Annotated in this window: 11 protein-coding genes and 1 pseudogene; 8 read left to right on the forward strand and 4 right to left on the reverse strand. The window is 64.2% G+C overall.

From position 1 onward, the window contains the following. Positions 1 to 150, forward strand: a pseudogene (locus tag NKJ26_RS16460) (hypothetical protein); the annotation flags it as partial. A gap of 57 nt (positions 151 to 207) precedes the next feature. Here NKJ26_RS16460 and NKJ26_RS16465 read toward each other — a convergent pair. Beyond that, positions 208 to 975, reverse strand: a complete 768-nt coding sequence (locus NKJ26_RS16465) for a response regulator (protein WP_352696203.1) — start codon at positions 973 to 975, stop codon at positions 208 to 210. A gap of 949 nt (positions 976 to 1,924) precedes the next feature. On the opposite strand from NKJ26_RS16465, the gene NKJ26_RS16470 reads away from it, so the two are divergent. The 4 genes from NKJ26_RS16470 to NKJ26_RS16485 all read left to right on the forward strand — a co-directional run bounded on the left by NKJ26_RS16470 (position 1,925) and on the right by NKJ26_RS16485 (position 8,428). Further along, positions 1,925 to 3,991 carry a CLIPPER-2 domain-containing protein gene (locus tag NKJ26_RS16470; protein ID WP_352696204.1) on the forward strand — a complete coding sequence of 689 codons (2,067 nt, stop codon included), beginning with the start codon at positions 1,925 to 1,927 and terminating at the stop codon, positions 3,989 to 3,991. 340 nt (positions 3,992 to 4,331) lie between these two features. Continuing rightward, positions 4,332 to 6,059 (forward strand): type I secretion system permease/ATPase, encoded by a 1,728-nt coding sequence (locus tag NKJ26_RS16475; protein WP_352696224.1) that lies wholly within the window; start codon positions 4,332 to 4,334, stop codon positions 6,057 to 6,059. A gap of 11 nt (positions 6,060 to 6,070) precedes the next feature. Next, positions 6,071 to 7,366 (forward strand): HlyD family type I secretion periplasmic adaptor subunit, encoded by a 1,296-nt coding sequence (locus NKJ26_RS16480; RefSeq protein ID WP_352696205.1) that lies wholly within the window; start codon positions 6,071 to 6,073, stop codon positions 7,364 to 7,366. 180 nt (positions 7,367 to 7,546) lie between these two features. Beyond that, positions 7,547 to 8,428, forward strand: coding sequence for an EamA family transporter (locus NKJ26_RS16485; RefSeq protein WP_352601546.1), 882 nt, complete (start codon positions 7,547 to 7,549; stop codon positions 8,426 to 8,428). 82 nt (positions 8,429 to 8,510) lie between these two features. Here NKJ26_RS16485 and NKJ26_RS16490 read toward each other — a convergent pair whose 3' ends face one another. Together NKJ26_RS16490 and NKJ26_RS16495 are read right to left on the reverse strand one after the other, a co-directional pair. Further along, complete coding sequence (locus NKJ26_RS16490) at positions 8,511 to 12,617, reverse strand: autotransporter outer membrane beta-barrel domain-containing protein (protein WP_352696206.1); 4,107 nt, start codon at positions 12,615 to 12,617, stop codon at positions 8,511 to 8,513. A gap of 208 nt (positions 12,618 to 12,825) precedes the next feature. Next, complete coding sequence (locus tag NKJ26_RS16495) at positions 12,826 to 13,788, reverse strand: AraC family transcriptional regulator (protein WP_352696207.1); 963 nt, start codon at positions 13,786 to 13,788, stop codon at positions 12,826 to 12,828. 243 nt (positions 13,789 to 14,031) lie between these two features. On the opposite strand from NKJ26_RS16495, the gene NKJ26_RS16500 reads away from it, so the two are divergent. The 3 genes from NKJ26_RS16500 (at position 14,032) to NKJ26_RS16510 (ending at position 17,478) form a co-directional block, all read left to right on the forward strand. Further along, on the forward strand, positions 14,032 to 15,174 hold the full coding sequence (locus tag NKJ26_RS16500; RefSeq protein ID WP_352696208.1) for a helix-turn-helix transcriptional regulator: 1,143 nt from the start codon (positions 14,032 to 14,034) through the stop codon (positions 15,172 to 15,174). A gap of 166 nt (positions 15,175 to 15,340) precedes the next feature. Beyond that, positions 15,341 to 16,723 carry an NfeD family protein gene (locus NKJ26_RS16505; protein ID WP_352696209.1) on the forward strand — a complete coding sequence of 461 codons (1,383 nt, stop codon included), beginning with the start codon at positions 15,341 to 15,343 and terminating at the stop codon, positions 16,721 to 16,723. Beyond that, entirely contained in the window at positions 16,720 to 17,478 is a 759-nt protein-coding gene (locus tag NKJ26_RS16510; protein WP_352696210.1) for a slipin family protein, read from the forward strand. The genes NKJ26_RS16505 and NKJ26_RS16510 overlap by 4 nt, the downstream gene beginning before the upstream one ends. Positions 17,479 to 17,650: 172 nt before the next feature. Here NKJ26_RS16510 and NKJ26_RS16515 read toward each other — a convergent pair whose 3' ends face one another. After that, entirely contained in the window at positions 17,651 to 18,580 is a 930-nt protein-coding gene (locus NKJ26_RS16515; RefSeq protein WP_352696211.1) for a LysR family transcriptional regulator, read from the reverse strand. Positions 18,581 to 18,596 lie beyond the last annotated feature (16 nt).

Below are 18,596 nucleotides of genomic sequence, written 5' to 3' on the forward strand. Positions count from 1 at the left end.
GTGCTGCAAAGCCGCGTCCTTTTGGCGACCAACTACATCGCCCTGAACAAGGCGCTCGGCGGCGGCTGGGACGGTGCGGTCGACAGCGCCAGACCCGAGATCGTCGACGTCAAGACCGGTCCACGGCTGGCCTCGAAAGTGGCGCCTTGAACGGTGTTCGGCTCACGGAAGCGGCTGTCCCGTCGTGCTTTAGCGGGTTATCGCTTATCAGCCCCTGGCACCGAGCCCGTGCCTGTCATGCAGGGCCGGCGGCTCCGCGCGGCCTTCGTCATCGGCATTGCGCGCCGCCAGCGGTTTCGCGAACACGGCAGCGCTGTCACTCGCCCGATGCGGGGCCTTCAGTCCGATCTGGCCTGCGGCGAGCTGCGCGAACTGGGCCCGCGAGGAGACCTGCAATTTGCGATAGATGTTGTTCATATGGATTTTCAGCGTACCGTTCGAGATGCCGATTTCGAACGCGATCTGTCCGCCTGGCTTGTCGGATGCGGCCAGTACGGCAATTTCCATCTCGCGCCTTGTCAACCGCTGCGAGAGCTTCTGCCATTTGATGCGGCGCGACGCTTCGACTTCGAGGGCCTCGCCGACGATTTCAGCGGGCAACCAGTGGCCGCCGCCGGCGACCAGGCGGATACAGTTCAGCAGCGTCCCGACCGGGGCCTCCTTCAACACGATGCCGGCGATGCCAGCCATGACCGCATCGTAGAGCTGACCTTGCGATGCGCCGGCCGTCAACAGCACGCAGCGCGTGGCCAGCGCCTCCTTGCCGAGTTCGACGGCAACGTCGAGCCCGCTGAACCCCGGCATGTTCAGGTCGATCACCGCGACATCGGGCGGCTCTTGCCGGATCATCGTCAGCGCACTCCTGCCATCCAGCGCCGATCCGACGACGCTATAGCCGGGGGCGCCGGCAATCAGGTTCTCAAGGGCATGCAGGACCAGCGGATGGTCGTCGACGATGAACACAGTGGTGACCATCGTCAGTTCTCCTGGAGCCCGGTTGCCGGGGAGGGCGGAAGCCTGCCGCCATCGCTCTGAATGGCAGGGAAGGCGATAGTGCCGCCGGGCGGTAGGTACGAGCCAGGCATGGAACGGCCGGGTCTGAACCGCAGCGGCCGCCGGACAGCAAAACGCGATGCCGGATCAGGGCCGTTTTCATCCAGTCGAGGCGACGGTCGCCTATGCTCGATCTTGAACAAATTTCCTCCTCCCCGGAGCGGACATGGCCCAGCAGTGCCTTGCGCCCTGATCGCTTCCTGGCCGGCAACGATCCTCGAACGCGGCTCGCACCTCCCCATGCGAGAGCACATCCCGGCAGCAGCATCGCGCTTCCAACAAATATTAGCAAACACTAAATGAATTCCGGCGCTTTGCCGGCAGCAGAGGTATCGGCGCCGGACTGAAAGCAGGCGCGATGCCGCGGCATCATTGCCAGTCTGTCGCTCTGTGATATCACGGAAATGATGGAAATATCCTCATCACCAAAGTAAAGCTTAAAAGATATTTCAAAAATTACGATATAACGGTAATTTTTCACTATAGTATAATATCTTTTTACGACGTTAAATTTGTCCTTCGATCTATAACCACGGTTATATGGACGGACGATTTGCAACCTGCGTAATATGGTTAGGGGATTATTAAGGCTCTGGCGATCGGTGACGATCGCGCGAGTCTGGGGTGTGGGGCGTGAGCGTGACAGGCAGTTCGACGGCATGTGGTCTGTCATCAGGCAATAATTGGCGAAGCGAGTTCAGGCCTCGCCGCCGTGTCGTGGTTTTTTTCCAAAATCGCCCCGCCATCTTTTCACCAAAGCGCTTGCTTGTCGGCATGTCGCGTCCGCGGACGCAGCTCGAAGCTTGTGATCAACCGGGGTAGACGGCGGCGGCTCGACCGCTGACCGGACAACAATGTGGAGGAAACGACAGTGGCAGATCTGGGCGATGGCGTCATTCTCGAGGCAACGACCATTGGGTCGGGAACCGGCAATTACGATTCCTTCCTACGGCTGCAGGCGACGGGTATCGAGGAGGGCTTCAATACCGATGAGAACGGCAACATTCTCGACAACAAATCGTCCTTCACGAACGACCTGCAATACGGCGATATTCAATCGATCAATATCGGCGGCGTCGACTATATCGAGTTTCGGCTGGACCTCAACGAAAGCAACAATCAGGCAAACGGCGACATCAGTCTAACCGGGCTGGACATCTACCTTTCCGGCGCTGGGGCGACCCTTGCCGACTACACTGCGGACTTTGCAGGATTTACCTCCGTCTTTCATCTGAGCGCCGACCAGTTGCTGATCGATGCCAACCATGGATCGGGAACGGACGACTATCGAGTGCTCATCCCGGTCAGCGTCTTTACGGCAGCCGGCGCCACAGCCGGATCCTATGTGACGCTGTTTTCCAGCTTCTCCGGTTCCAATGGCGGCTTCGAGGAGTGGCGCACCACGACGGCGCCTGGTTCCGTTCCCGATACTCCTGGAATCGGCATCGACAAGGTCACGATCGACGACTCGGCAATTGGCGACGACCTGACGGTGCTCGCCGGCGAGGCGATCAGCTGGCAATATACGGTGAGCAACACCGGCAATGTCGCCCTGTCGAACATCTTGGTAACCGACGACCAGGGTGTGCTTGTCTCCGCCGTGCTGGGGGTCGACCACCAGCACAATATCGGCGACGTCAACAATGACGGCAAGCTCGACACCACCGAGACCTGGACGTTCACGGGCAGCGGCACGGCCATTGCTGGCAACTACGCCAATATCGGCCACGTTTCCGGTTCGGCCGGGGCGGTTAGCGTTACCGACGACGACGGCTCCAGCTATTTCGGCGCCGATCCGCATATCACGCTCGACAAGAAGACCAACGGCGCCGATCACGACCTCAACCTCTTCCAGGGCCAGCCCGTGACCTGGACCTATGATGTCAATAACGACGGCAATGTCGCGCTCAACAATATCGTCGTGACCGACGACAACGGCACCGCGGGCACCGGCGACGACATCCATCCGCTGGCGATCCTCAGCGGCGGCTTCAACAGCGGCGACACCGACATGGACGGCGTGTTCGACATCGGCGAAACCTGGCATTACCAGGCGACGGGCATCGCGCAGCTCGGCAGCTACGTCAACAATGCCACGGCCGTCACCGATCCTTATGTCGACACGGCCGGACATCCACGCACGCCGACCAGCACCGATAGCAGCGACTATGAGGGTTTCTCCAACAAGGCTCTGACCCAAGGTTTCTGGGGCAGCCATGCGGATGCCTGGGACAATATCGCCGGCAACGAAGGCAATCCAACCAAGAGCACGGTCGCCAGCGGCGTGCTGTCCGGTCTCGACGTCAACCCGAGCGTGGACAATCCAGCCACTGCCGGTGTCGACGAGAGCAAGTATCTGTTGCTCGGGGATTCGAACCACAATGGGCTGGTCGACGACGCCCATGATCTATGGATCTCGATCGCGTTGGCGAAATCCATCGAATCGAGTTCGACCGGCGGCGATGCGCGCCTGATCATGTTGCAGCAGGCAATCGCCACCCAGCTTAACATCGACAATGGCGCAACGCAGCCCAACGACCTGATCGACGAGGCCGTGATGTGGCTTAAAGGGCAGGGCGCATGGGCCGGGCTTGGCGTCAATGTCGACGCCAACAACGACGGCTTCATCGATACCAACGCCGCCGGCACCGCGCTGGCGGGCAGTGCCGTCAAGACGACCACGAATGCCTGGATCAAATATGTCGACGTCACCGATCCGAGCTCCGGCATCACCGACTGGAGCAACGGCAAGGAAGCCGACGGCGAGGGCCTGAAGAACGCATTGATGTGGTTCAACCAGGATCAGCTGGTGACGTCCGGACCAGGCGGCCATGTCGCGTGGTTCGATGGAACCAACATCATCGACGAGCATCTCAACACGCTCGATCAATTCTGGCTGACGTTGCATGAAGTGGGAGGCCTGACAGGCATCGCCTGAGGCAGGCTTCCGGCCTTCCAGCCGGGTGCTTGCCGCAGCGCTGCCTGCGCGAACTGGCATGGGAAGTGGCTTCATCTTCAGCTCGAAGCAGGCAAGGGCCAGGTCCTTGGGTCTGGTCTTGATTGCCTGCGCCGTTTTTCCTGGACTGGGCGGGGTGCTGCCGGCATCGCCGGGTGTCTGGCTGCTCTGCCTGGCGCTCGCGGGGTTCGGCGGCCTTCTGCTGTTTCGTGCACGCAGCCGCACTACCGAAGAAACCGGCCGGGGTGCCGGCGCCGCGACGACGGCGCGCGGGGCCGCCAACTCCGGTGCCCGGCAGCAGGGTTCGGAGCTCACGGCGGCGATCAAGTCCTGCCGCTCGGCATTCCTCGCCATCGCCCTGTTCAGCGGCGTCCTCAACGTGCTGATGCTGTCCAGCTCGATCTACATGCTCGAGATCTACGATCGCGTGCTGCCGAGCCGCAGCATGCCGACGCTCATTGGCCTCAGCCTGCTCGTCGCCATCCTCTATGCCGGGCAGGGCGTGCTGGATTTCATTCGCGGCCGCATCCTGGTGCGCGTCGGCGGCGCCCTCGACGAGGCGCTCGGCGCCCGTGTCTATTCCAGCGTTCTCAGGCTGCCGCTCAAGATCGGACGCAATGGCGACAGCATGCAGCCGGTGCGCGACCTCGATAGCGTGCGCACCTTCCTGTCGGGCACCGGTCCGACCGCGTTGTTCGACCTGCCGTGGCTGCCGCTTTATCTGGCCATCATCTTCATGTTCCACATGGTTCTCGGCCTGACCGCCCTGGCCGGGGCGATCGTGCTGGTGCTTTTGACCGTCTTCGCCGAGCGGCTGACGCGCAAGCCGGTTACGTCAGGCACCCAGACCGGCATCATCCGCAACGGCCTGACCACGACCGGCAACCGCAACGCGGAAGTGATCGCGGCTCTCGGTATGGGCGGCAGGATGGCCAGGCGATGGGAGGACGCCAACCGCGACTATCTCGCCGAGCAGCGCAGTGTCAGCGACATCGCCGGCGGCTTCGGCGCTGTGTCCAAAGTGCTGCGCATGCTGTTGCAGTCGGCCATGCTCGGTGTCGGCGCCTGGCTGGTGATCGAACAGCAGGCGACCGCCGGCGTCATCATCACCGCATCGATCCTGAGCGGCCGCGCACTGGCCCCCGTCGACCTGGTCATCGCCAACTGGAAAGGTTTCCTGACGGCGCGGCAAGGTTGGCAGCGGCTGACCCGGATTCTCGCGGCGTTGCCGCCGGACGCCGCGCCGATGGCGATGCCGGCGCCGAGCAGCCACGTGTCGATGCAGGCCGTCAGTGTCGCGGCACCCGGCACGCAGCGGCTGCTGATCCAAGACGCCGGTTTTGCCCTTGAGGCGGGGCACGCCGTCGGCATTATCGGCCAGAGCGGTTCCGGCAAGTCGACGCTGGTGAGGACGCTTGTCGGAGCCTGGCAGCCCGCCGCCGGCAGGATCCGGCTCGACGGTGCCGACCTCGATCAATGGTCGCCGGAGGATCGCGGCCGCTTCATCGGCTATCTGCCGCAGGACGTCGAGCTGTTCGCAGGCACGGTCGCCGAGAACATCGCGCGTTTCGAGCCCCACGCCGATCCCGCCTTGATCATTGCAGCGGCCAGGGCGGCCGGCGCGCATGAGCTCATCGTCGGCTTCCGCGACGGCTACGAAACCCAGATCGGTGAACTTGGCGAGGCCGTCTCCGCCGGCCAGCGCCAGCGCGTCGCGCTGGCGCGCGCGCTCTATCGCGACCCGTTCCTGGTGGTGCTCGACGAGCCGAATTCCAACCTCGACGCCGAAGGCGAGCAGGCGCTGTTCCAGGCGATTTTCTCGGTGCGGCAGCGCGGCGGCATCGTCGTGCTGGTGGCGCATCGGCCAAGCGCGCTCGGCACGGTCGATTTCATCCTCGCCATGAGCCAGGGCCGCGTTCAGGCGTTCGGCCCCAAGGACGAGATCCTGGCCAAGCTGTTTCCGCGGCCGCAACCGGCGGTGGCCTCCGTGCCCCGGCTCAGGCTCGCCGGCGAAGAGCCGGCGGCGCCTGGCGCGCAGGCGGGCGAGTGAAAGGAGGAACGATGTCCGGTTCTTCCCATCAATCCATCCAGCGCTACATGCGCCTGGGCCTCGTCGCGGTCGCGCTGCTGGTCGGCGGCGTTGGCGGCTGGGCTTCGCTGACCCGGATTTCGGGAGCGGTCATCTCGTCGGGGGTTCTCGTGGTCGATTCCCACGTCAAGGACGTCCAGCATTCGACCGGCGGTATCGTCGGCGAGATCGCCGTGCGCGACGGCGACCGTGTCGAACGCGGCGCGCTGCTCGTTCGGCTCGATTCCACCATGCCGGCGGCCAATCTCGCCGTCGTCACCAAGGCCCTCGATCAGTTGTCGGCGCGCCAGGCGCGCCTCGAGGCCGAACGCCAGGGCGCCGACGCCATCGTTTTCGCCAAGGATATTCTCGATCGTCGCGGCGATCCGGCGATCGCCGAGATCATTGCCGGCGAGGAACAGGTCTTCGCCACCCGGCGGGCGGTTCGTTCCGGCCAGAAGAGCCAGTTGCGGGAGCGCATCCTCCAATTGCAGAAGGAGATCGGCGGCGACACGGCGCAGGCGGATGCCAAGTCGCACGAAATCGCGCTCGTCGAGGACGAACTGGCCAGCATACGCGCGCTGTGGACGAAACGGCTGATCTCCATCGACCGCCTGACGGCGATGGAGCGGGAGTCGGCGCGGCTCGACGGCGAGCGCGGCCAGTTGACGGCGGCTTTGGCGCAGGCTCAGGGCAAGATCGCCGAAATCAACTTGCAGATCATCCAGATCGACCTCGAACTCAGCACCGACGTCAACAAGGATCTGCGCGAGATCGACGCCAAGGTCGGCGAACTGACGGAACGCAAGATCGCCGCCGAGGACCAGCTCAAGCGCATCGACATCCGCGCGCCGCAGGACGGTGTCGTACAGCAGTCCATCGCCCATACGATGGGCGGCGTCATCACTCCCGGCCAGACGATCATGCAGATCGTGCCCGACAGCGACAGCCTGGCGGTCGAAGCCAAGATCGCGCCGAGCGATATCGACCAACTCTGGGTCGGCCAGCCGGCGGCGCTGCGCTTCTCGGCCTTCAACCAACGCACCACGCCGCAGATCAACGGCACCGTCGAACGGACCTCGCCGGATACGACCACCGACCAGCGCACGGGCATCAGCTATTACACCGTACGCATCTCGACGACGAGCGCCGAAGTCGCGCGCCTTGGCGAGCTCAAGCTGGTTCCAGGCATGCCGGTCGAATCCTTCATCAAGACCGCCGACCGGACGGTGATCTCCTATCTCCTCAAGCCGCTGGAGGACCAGATCAGCCGCGCCTTCAGGGAATGAGGCGGCGTCCGGGATCGCAACCTGTCGATCTGCTTTATCGGGACGAGCGGCATAGTCGATACCGCAAAGCAGGCCGTGCCCCATCAAGCCGTCGGCGCTGCCTCACGACGGGCAGGCAGGTTGCCCTTATTTCCTCTTCCCAGGCGCGTTCGCGCCGGGCGGCATGGAGGATGAAACCAAGTGACATCGACGCCGGTTATCAGTCGCGAAGCGGCGCCATTGCCCGTCGCTGCCTTGATGGGCGCCATGGTGTCTATCCAGATTGGCGCCACCTTTGCCAAGGGCCTGTTCCCGCTGATCGGCGCGCAAGGGACGACAACGCTGCGGCTAGTGGTCGGCGCGCTGATGCTGATCGCGGTGCTGCGGCCCTGGCAAATGCGGCCCTCGCGCGCCACCATGCCGTGGCTGGTCGCCTATGGGGTGACGCTATGTGCGTTGAACTTGTTGTTCTATGCCGCGCTTGCGACCATCCCGCTCGGCATCGCGGTGGCGCTGGAATTTTCCGGGCCGCTGCTGGTGGCGACGCTGACCTCGCGGCGTGCCAGCGACTTTGCCTGGATCGCGCTTGCGGTTGCCGGGATCGTCTTGTTGTCGCCCTTCGTCCGCTCTCTCCAGCCGCTCGACCCGGTGGGCGTGATGCTGGCGCTGGCGGCGGGCGGCTTCTGGGCGCTCTATATCGTGCTCGCCCAGAAGGCGGGCGCGGAGCTTGGCACCCGCACCACGGCCTATGGCATGGCGATCGCCGCCGTGCTGGTGCTGCCCTTCGGCGTGGCGCAAGCCGGAACCGCGCTGCTCGCGCCGTCGATCCTGGTCAGCGCGCTCCTCGTCGGACTGTTTTCGAGCGCGCTGCCGTTCTTTCTGGAGATGGTGGCGCTGACCCGGATGCCGGCCCGCATCTATGGCACTCTGACCTGCCTTGAGCCCGGACTGGGCGCGCTGGCCGGCTTCCTGTTCCTGCACGAAAGCCTGACCATGCCGCAACTGGCCGGCATCGCCGCAGTGATTACCGCCGCCTTCGGCGCGGCGCTGACATCGAAGCCGCCGGTGCCGTCGCCGGAGTAGGGACGGTAGACAGGCTCATGCCGCGAAGCCGGTTCGGCGTTCTCCCTGGCCGCGAGCGATCCGACCGTTCGCTGTTTCGTCGTCAGAACTTCACGCCGAGATTGACCTTCGCGCCCTGGTCGACCGTGCCGCCGCCGAACTGGCCGGTATAGGACAAGCCGAGCGTGGCATTGGCCGACATGTTCAGGTCGAGACCGGCCTCGACCACAGCCGCGTCCCTTGCGACAGGCACGCCGGCGATGGTGAAGAGATCGCCGCCGGCAAAGGCGAAGGTGGAGGTCGGCGTCGCATCGCCGAAGGCATGGCGCCAGCCGAGCATGCCGCGCGCCGTCGCCCTGATCTCGCCGAGGCCCAAATCGGTGGAAGCACGCAGGCCGAGCGTGGTGAAGGTGGCGTCGGTGGTCGAGCCGGCACTCGTCAGCGCCGCGGCGCCACCCGTTTCGCTGAAGCCGTCGGTATGCACGCTGACATAGGCGAGATTGGCGAAGGGTTCGAACTTGAAACGCCCGGTATCGGCCTTGTAGGCGAGTTCGCCGAAGACCTGCGCGGTGCCGGCATCGTAGTCGGCCGACAGCCCATCCGTGAATCCGCCGAAAGCGACGGCGCGTTTGGTCGAGAGGCTGTTCCAGCTGTAGGCCGCACCGGTGCGGAAGGCGATGGCGCCCCAATTGGTGCCGCCATAGAGGCCGAGATGGTAGTTGTCGCTCTTGCCCGAGGAATTGCGATCATCGGCGTCGAAGGACGAGCGGCTGTAGCCGCCGATCAGGCCGACGCGCCAGCCGCCGACCAGCGTGTCGGCGCCGGCCAGCAGGCCGCCGGTCGAGCGGTCGAAGGCGGCGGCGTTGCCGTCGCTGTCGGTATTGCCCCAGGAGCCGAAAGCCTGGCCCCAGACGGCGAAACGATCGGTATCGGCGGCGACCATTTCCGGCCCGCCCTCGCCATAGGCCATGACGGGCAAGGCGGCAGTGCCGATATCGCCGAACGCGGCGCTGATGCGGCTGGTGGCGGCGTCGCGGATGAAGCGGCTGTCCTCGAGCAGCATGCCCTTGGCCGAGGCGTGGATCTCGCCGGAGAGCTGGTCGAAAGCCGCCTGGGCTGTTGCTGCGTCCGGCAACGCAAAAATGGCATCATAGAGCGGATCGCCGCTGCCAAGACTTTCAGCGCCGCCGCCGGTCGCGATCTGGTTGGGCGTCAGGCCGACCGAGGCGAAGGTGTTTTGGACAACATCGAGATAGACGTGATTGAGGTCGTAGCTGTCGACCAGGCCGAGGAAAGCCGACCCGGTGTTGCCGCCAATCGTATATGTCCCGGTGACGCCGCCATCAGCTTGCAGCACCGTGTAATGCGTGCCCACCATATAGGGTGCGCCGTCGAGTTTGACCACGTCGAGTAGCGCGCCGCTGTCGATCGTCGCGGCGCCCGTCGCATGGAGGAAGTCGGAGGTGCCGGTCGAGGTCAGCTCGACCAGGTAGATCGAGCCCGCCGCCTGGTCGACATTGCCCGCGACATTGAGCGTGCCGATCGAATTGCCCGGTGCGATGATGCCGCCCGACTGTGCCGCGATGCCGCCCACCGTGCCGTTGCCGCCCAGCATGCCGCCGGTGACGGTCACAAGCGAACTCGCCAGCGATCCGTTCACGGCCAGCCGTCCGCCGCTCACATTGGTGGCGCCGGTGAAGCTGCTCGAATCGGCCGTCAGGTTGGTGTTGCCGGCGATCTGGTTGATCGTGCCCAATCCGCTGATGGTGGCATCGAACGCATAATTTGTATTGGTATGGTTGAAACTGAGCGCGCCGGTGCCGAGGCCGAACTGCAACGTGGCCGAGTCGAGGATGCCGGCGCCCGTCGCCGCGGCGCCTGCCGCGCCGCCGATGTTAAGCGTGCCGGTCGAGCCGGCCTGGCTGGCGATCACGGTAGCGAAATCCACCAGAGCGGTGCCGCCGTTGGACAGCGTCACCGAAGCCGTGCCGCCGACACCGATCAGCAGGTCGCCGTGCATTTCCCACAGCGAAGTCGGGCCGTCGACCGTCGCCTGGGCCGTGGCGTCGGCACCAATCGCCATCGCGGTGATGCCGCCGGAGGCGATGCCGCCATTGGTCACGGCAAGAGTGCCGCTTCCAAGACCGCCAAGGAGCAGCCCGTTCTTGTTGGTCCATTTCGAATCCGTGCCGTCGACGGTTACCGCGCCAGCGCCTGTTGCTCCCCCGCCCACAAAGACGGAATCAGCATCCGCTGAACCGCCGTTCGTGATGGAAAGCGTCGCGTGACCGCTCGAGCCTACGGTAAGACCGTCATCGGTGCTCCAGGAGGATCCTGGCCCGTCCACCGTCACGGTCGCCGTCGCGGTATCGAACTCGCCGAGCATCGCTGCCTGGTTGAGGACTTGGCCCTTGTTGGTGATCTGGAGCGCCCCTGCGCCCTTGAAGCCGACAAACAGGTCGCCGGAATTCGTCCAGGTCGATCCCGGTCCATCGACCGAGACCTCGCCTTCCGAACCGATTTCGAGCGCGACATAGCCACTGGCGTTGCTGACAGCGCCGACGTTTGAAATCGTTAGCGTGCCGCTCCCGCCGTAGCCAACAACGAGATTTCCATTGTTCGTCCAGGAGCCCGCGCTGTTGATCTCCGCAGTACCGATCGAGCCGGCGTCGTAGCCAAGGTAGCCCGAGTCATTGCTGACCTTGCCGCCGTTCGAGACTGTCAGCGTGCCCTTGCTGGCACGGCCGACGTAGAGATTGCCGTTATTCGTCCACTTCGATCCCGTACCGTCGACCGTCACCGCGCCGGTCGAACCCGCCGTATTGCTGATATAGCCCCAGTCATTGCTGACAACACCGCCGTTGGTGATCGATAAAGTGCCGTCGCCGAGATCGCCGACACCCAGGTTGGAACTGTTGGTCCAGGTCGAGCCGGCACCGTCGACGAAGACCATGCCGGTCGAGCCTGCCTTCGCGCCAATAGTCCCCCAGCTGTTGCTGACAACGCCGCCTTGGAGGATATGCAGAGCGCCCTTGCCGAAATCGCCGACGATCAGCGATCCGCTGTTTGTCCAGGTTGAGTTGTCGACGATTACGATGCCCGTCGAACCCGCCAACGCGCCAACATAACCTGAAGCATTGCTGACCTTTCCGCTGCTCGAGATCATCAACGTGCCTGTCCCGTCGAGGCCGACGGACAAATTCCCGCTGTTGGTCCAGGTCGAGCCGGCGCCATCGGCCGTCACCTTGCCGGTTGAATCGGTGCTGTAGCCCACTATGGCATCAGCATTGCTAGCCACACCGCCGTTCTTGATTTCCAGCGCGCCGTCGCCATCATGGCCGACATAGAGCGTTCCATTGTTTGTCCAGGTCGCATCATCGATCGTCGCCGAGCCGGTCGAACCTGAATACAGGCCGATGTAGGCGCTGTCGCTGCTGACCTTGCCGCCGCTGGAAACCGTCAGCGCGCCAACGCCGGAACTGCCGATCGTGAGGCTACCAGTGTTAAGCCACGTCGAACTCCCGCCATCGACCGTCACCGCACCATTGGAGCCTGCATGCCAACCGATGGTGCCCGTGGCATTGTTGACCGCACCGCCATTGGTGATGTCCAGCGTGCCGTCGCCAAATTCGGCGATATAGAGGTCCCCACTGTTGGTCCATGTCGAGCCGAAACCGTCGACCGTCACCGTGCCGGTGCCGTAGCCGTAGCCGACATGACCCCCAGTGTCGCTGACAGCGCCGCCGTTCGAGATCGTCAGGGTGCCGTTGCTGTTGTTGCCCAAAGCAAGGAAAAGGTCCGAACTGTTGCTCCAGAGCGAGCTTGGTCCAACGACGCTTACCTCGCCGCTTGCGTCCGAAGCGTAGCCGAGAAAGCCGGCGGTGTCGGCGAGCGTGCCGCCGTTCGTAATCGTTAGCGAGCCTGAGTAACTCGCAATGGTGCCAATAAACAGACGTTGCGCGACTGCGTTCGCCGCATCTATCACGGCCGGATGTGGGAACGTCGGATCGAGAATAACATCGTCGCTCGATGTCGGAACGGCGGCTGGGCTCCAGTTTCCGGCGGTAAACCAATTCGTGGAGGCAGCGCCGGTCCAGGTCTCGGCTGCTTTGGCGGCGATTGGCTGACCAAGACCGACCAGTGCGGTCGAAGCCAGCAACAGATACTTCATCCCCGTCGCCTTGCGGCCTGCAAATGTGTTCTGCGGCATCCAAACCCCTGACATGATAGTCGTTTCACCCTGAGGCTGACATGTCATTGGAGCCCGGGCTTGTCTTGGGCAGGGCCGCACTGGAATTGGACTGGAGCGAAGTGCCGTATTTTTTCCGTGCACTGTGGCAGTTTGGCGCCATCGATCGCCGCGGGATCTCGGCTTTTGACGGAGAGGGTCGCGTGTCGGCTTCCGGGTATCCGGATACTTATCTGACGCTCGTCGGCGTGTAGCCGAAGCGGCGGCGAAAGCAGCGATTGAAGTAAGACACGTCGCTGAAGCCGCTGATCATGGCAATTTCGCTGACGCGCATCTCGCCGTTCTGTCTCTGCGAGAGCATCCTGTGGGCCCTCTGCAGGCGCAATTCGAGAACGCGCTCGGAGAAGCTGATACCCGTCTCCTGCAGGAGATCGTGAACATAGCGTGCCGATAGGCCGAGTTCTTGCGCGACGTTTTGCGCCGAGATGCCGGGGTTGGAAAAGTTGTCGGCGATCTTCGCCAGCACCGCCTGCAGCCTGGCTGCCGGCAACCCCCGCAAGCCGGCCAGTTCGGCAGGCTCGCCCTTGGCGCCTGTCACCAGGCCGATCAGGTCGACGATCGTTTCCGTCGCGTGTGCGATCAGATCGGGCGAGACGAGAGGGCGGCCGGTTTCAAGAAGTTGGCAATAACGCTTGAGAAGATCGAGAGCTTCGTTCTCGGCGCCGATCTTCAACGCCAGCCTGTCGTCGATCTGCGGGAAGGCCTGTGTCAGGACAGCACGGGGGACCACCACGTTTATCCACATATTGCTGTCGGCGCCGGCCATTTTCAGCGCTTCCGATGCCGTGACCAGCACCGCTTCTCCTTGCCCGACACCATAGTCGCGGCCGGCTTGGGCGCCGGTCAACAGCGTGTCGGACTTGTTGATCAGCAGGAGATAGCCGTCATTGCCGTCATCGGCGATATTGCTGGCCTTCCTCGTTGCGTGCTTGATCGTTCCCGACATCTGGCCAAGAACCAGTGATCCGACAGCCGTGGCTTCGATCGCGGCTTCGAAAGGCAGCTTTTCCGATATGCCGTATTCGACCGACCAAATCTGCGCGACGTGGATGTCCTGCCAGAGGGAAAATCGATCGCGATCATTGAGATGCGACGGCAGTTGAGCCGATGAAAACACCGTCTTTCGCGACAATGGAACACCCCGATAACCCACAGCTTCAGAGAATATCGAAACGAAATCTTTTTTAGTCCAGGACGGTTAATCATTTGGCGTTCAACTGATCGTATTAGACCCATAACCGAGTATAACCACGCGTGGCGTCACCCGAAAGTATGACGCGGCAAAATCCTCCGAGGTGAGATCCGCTTTTTGACTGCGAGACAACGAGCCGCTGCCCGCCATCCGGGGAGGTGGGCACGTCAGGAAACAGGGGGCGTGGTGGAGAGACTGAGCGGCGAAGTCCTTTCTTCGATCATCGGCGATATCTACGATTGCGTTTTGAATCCGGAGGGCTGGGCCGGGGTAATGACCCGGATCACGGGGGCCGTCGACGCGGCCTACACCACCATCGCGCTTGCCAGCACCGCCGGCAACCATGGCCGCTTCGCGGCTCAATCGCCCTGGGATCCCGTGCAAATGCGCGTGCTCCAGGAGGACTATGACTTTGACGCAATTCCCGGTCTGAAGGCCGCGGTCGTCGGCGACATCGACACGCCCGTCGCGACGCTCTCGTATATGAGCGAAGCCCAACTCCAGCAGACGCCATTTTTCCAGAATTGGGCCAAACCACAGGGATTGCGCGAAGCGTGCATCACCAAATTCGTCCATACGCCGGACCGGATCGGGCTCATGGGCTGCACCACGCGGGCCGACAGGGGCATCATATCAGCGGAAGAACAGCGCTTCCTGGCCTTGCTCTCGCCGCACCTGCGCCGTGCGTCCCTGATTGGAGATCTGCTCGATCAGGCTCGCGTTACCGCCAATTTTTACCGTCAGGCGCTCGATCATCTCGCCGTCCCTGTCGTTTTTACCGGCGCCAACGGAGCGATCCTGCATGCGAATGGGGCTGCCGAACGGATGTTTTCGGCGCAAGGTCCCATCCTTTCCAGGAACGGCCTGCTCCAGGCGCAGAACCCGGCGACAGCCCGCGCCTTGCTGGAGGCAATCGCCGGTGCCGCGAGCGAGGATGCTGCGCTCGGCTCCCGCGGCATAGGCTTGCCCATTTCGGCCCCGGGCCAGCCGCCCGCCGTCGCCTATGTATTGCCGCTGACCGAGGGAACCGCTCGCGCGGCTTTCCGGCCGGCATGTGCCGCGGTCTTCGTTTCGACCACGACGTCTTCCTCTCCACTCCCAGAAGCCGTTCTCACCGCGCTGTTCGACCTTACGCCCGCGGAGGCGCGGGTCCTGCTGCGCATCGGCGGCGGATTGTCCGCGTCGAAGAGCGCGCTGGCGCTCGGCATCGGCGAAAACACCTTGAAGACCCACCTCAACCGCATCTTCGCCAAAACCGGCACGAGACGCCAAGCCGATCTCGTCAAACTCGTTTCGGACATAGGCACGCCACTGGCAGCTCAATGAAGCGGGAAGCGGGTGGCGTCCATATCGGCGCCAGTTACCCAAGGCATAAGGATCGGACTCAGCGATAATTCTGATCCGAAGGACCGGCCTTCGCCAATAACCGACGTCAGCTTCTTCATGGACTTCGCTGAAATGGAACCCATATTGAGTCCATGGAGCGTTGAGCGTGTCCTTCGCGCGGGTGGCCCTTCTTGCCGTGGCCTTTGTCGTCGCGGCCGTCGTTTCTCCCTTCTCGTCGGCCGGGAGCGAGAGAATCGCGCTGAGCGTCGCCATTGACGGCGCCATCGGGCCGGCAAGCACCAGGCAATTCGAGGAAGCGCTCGATGCCGCCGTCAAGCGGGACGCAGCAGTCCTCATCCTGAAGCTCGACACGCCCGGCGGGCTGGTCACGTCGATGCGCGAGATGATCGCCGACATCCTGGCCTCGCCGGTGCCTGTCATCGGCTATGTCGCGCCGGCCGGCGGCCACGCGGCGAGTGCCGGCACCTATATCCTCTACGCCACCCATGTCGCGGCGATGGCGCCCGGCACCAATCTCGGTGCCGCGACACCGGTCGAGATGGGCGGGCTGCCGTCGCTTCCGGGCGGCGAGAAGGACAACGGCCCGACCAAGGACCAGAAGGACGCCACCGGGCGGCCGGCGGGCGACGCGATGATGGCCAAGGTCACCAATGACGCGGTCGCCTTGATCCGCTCGCTGGCCGAACTGCGCGGACGCAACGGCGACTGGGGCGAGAAGGCCGTGCGCGAGGCTGCAAGCCTGTCGGCCAACGCGGCGCTGCAGGAACATGTGATCGATTTCGTCGCTCGCGATCCGGCAGAGTTGCTGCTGCTGGCCGATGGGCGCACCGTCGATGTGGCCGGCAGGAAACAGGTGCTGGCGACAAAGGGCCTACCGGTCGAGACCTTGGAACCCGGCTGGTTCATCCGGCTGCTTGCCGTGATCACCGATCCCAATACCGCCGTCATCCTGATGCTGGTCGGCGTCTACGGCATCGTCTTCGAGTTCACCAGCCCCGGCGCCGTCGCGCCCGGCGTCATCGGCACCATCTGCATCGTCCTCGGCCTCTATGCGCTCAACCTCTTGCCGATCAACTATACCGGCCTTGCCCTGATGCTGCTCGGCATCGCCTTCCTCGTCATCGAGGCCGTCAATCCCACCGTCGTTCTTGGGCTGGGAGGCGTGGCCGCCTTTCTCCTCGGCGCCGCCATGCTGCTCAAGGTCGAGGGACCGGGCTTCGCCTTGTCCTGGGCCGTCATCGGGCCCGCCGCCGTGCTGACGCTGGGCTTGGCGCTGCTGACCGGCACCTACGTCTGGGCGGCGCGCCGGAATCCGCCACGCATCGGCGGCGAGGCCATGCGCGGCCTCCCTGTCGAGATCCTCGACTGGCAGGGCGGCGAGGGGCATGTGCTGGCTCTGGGCGAGCGCTGGCGGGCGAGGGCCGACGAGCCCGTGGGGCCCGGCGACAGCGTCGAGGTGACCGATGTCAGCGACCTCGTGCTGACGGTGCGGCGGCGCGACGCGGAAAACAATGGAGCAAGACAATGATGGTTGGCTATATCGCCTATCTGATCCTGGCCCTGGTCGTGATCATGTTCCTGTCCGCGGCGATCCGCATCCTCAGGGAATATGAGCGCGGCGTGGTCTTCACGCTTGGCCGCTTCACCGGGGTCAAGGGCCCCGGCCTCATCATCCTGGTTCCCTTCATCCAGCAGATCGTCCGGGTCGATCTGCGCGTCGTGGTGCAGGACGTGCCGCCGCAGGACGTCATTTCGCGCGACAATGTCTCGGTGAAGGTCAACGCCGTGCTCTATTTTCGCATCGTCGATGCCGAACGGGCGATCATCCAGGTCGAGGATTTCATGACCGCCACCAACCAGCTGGCGCAGACCACGCTGCGCTCGGTGCTCGGCAAGCACGAGCTCGACGAGATGCTGGCCGAGCGCGACAAGCTCAACAGCGACATCCAGGAGATTCTCGACCAGCGCACCGATGCCTGGGGCATCAAGGTCTCCAATGTCGAGATCAAGCATGTCGACCTCAACGAAAACATGGTCCGCGCCATCGCCAAGCAGGCCGAAGCCGAGCGGCTGCGGCGTGCCAAGGTGATCAATGCCGATGGCGAGCAGCAAGCGGCGGCGAAACTGGTCGAGGCGGGCCGGATGCTGGCGGCCGAGCCGCAGGCCATGCAGTTGCGCTATTTCGAGGCTCTGCACGACATCGCCGGAGAGCGCTCGTCCACGGTGGTGTTCCCGCTGCCGGTGGATCTGCTCGGGCAGTTTTTGAAGGGGCAGGGGAAATGAGCGCGTAATCTCCCCCCTTGAGGGGGAGATGGCCGGCAGGCCAGAGGGGGTCGTCTCGCGTGGAGCGCCGGCCTCCTCTGTCGGCGATAAGAGGTCGCGTCAGGACCTACCGACCCCCTCTGTCGCCTTCGGCGACATCTCCCCCGCAAGGGGGAGATCGGCAGCTTCAACCTCACCGCCGCCACGGCGGTTCCGGCGCGAAGCGCTTGCCGATCCAGTCGGCGAAAGCGCGGGTCTTGGCGGCCTGGCCCTTGGCCGAGGGCATGACGATGTAGACCGCGCCTTCGTCGGCAAGCGTCCAGTCCTCCAGGACCTGCACCAGCCGTCCGTCGGCGAGCTCGCGGCCGATCAGCCAGTCGGTGGACATCATCAGGCCGACGCCTTGCACGGCGGCCTCGACCAGCACCTCGGCATCGTCGGCGACCAGCGGACCGGAAACCTCGACGCGCGCGTGCCGTCCCCTGCGGTCGGTCATCTCCCAGGCCGGAAAGGTCTGGAAACCGGTGAAACCCAGGCAATCGTGATCGAGCAGTGCTTGCGGCGTTTGCGGCCTCCCTCTTCGGGCGAGATAGGAAGGTGCGGCGCAGAGCAGCCTGCGCCGCGTCGCCACCTTGCGCGCCACCAGGCGCGAATCCTCCAGCGCACCGAGCCGCACGGCGACATCGAAATTCTCGGCGACTAGATCGGCGAAACGGTTGGAGAACTCGGCTTCGATGCGGATCTCGGCAAACGCCGCGAGGAATTCCGGCAGCAGTGGGCCGATCCACATGCGCCCGAACGTGCCGGGCAGCGCCAGCCTAAGCAGGCCGCGCGGCATGCCGCCGGCATGCGCGGAGGCGGCCGCCTCGGCCTCGTCGACCGCGGCCAGGATGGCGCGCACGCGCAGCAGGAATTCCGCGCCCGCCTCGGTCAGCGACACGCTGCGCGTCGTGCGGGAGAGCAGCCTGACCCCCAGCCGCTCCTCCAGCGACTGCAGGCGCCGTGACAGCACGGTGGCGTCGCGGCCGATCAGCACGGCTGCCCGGGTGAAGGAGCGCGCCTCGGCGATGGCCGCGAAGGCCGCCATTTCGGCAAGTGCCGCCGGCTCGTGAGATTGCTGCATAAAACACAGAACTCAA

It is taken from the genome of Mesorhizobium sp. M0152 (assembly GCF_040322415.1).
Taxonomy (GTDB): Bacteria; Pseudomonadota; Alphaproteobacteria; order Rhizobiales; family Rhizobiaceae; genus Mesorhizobium.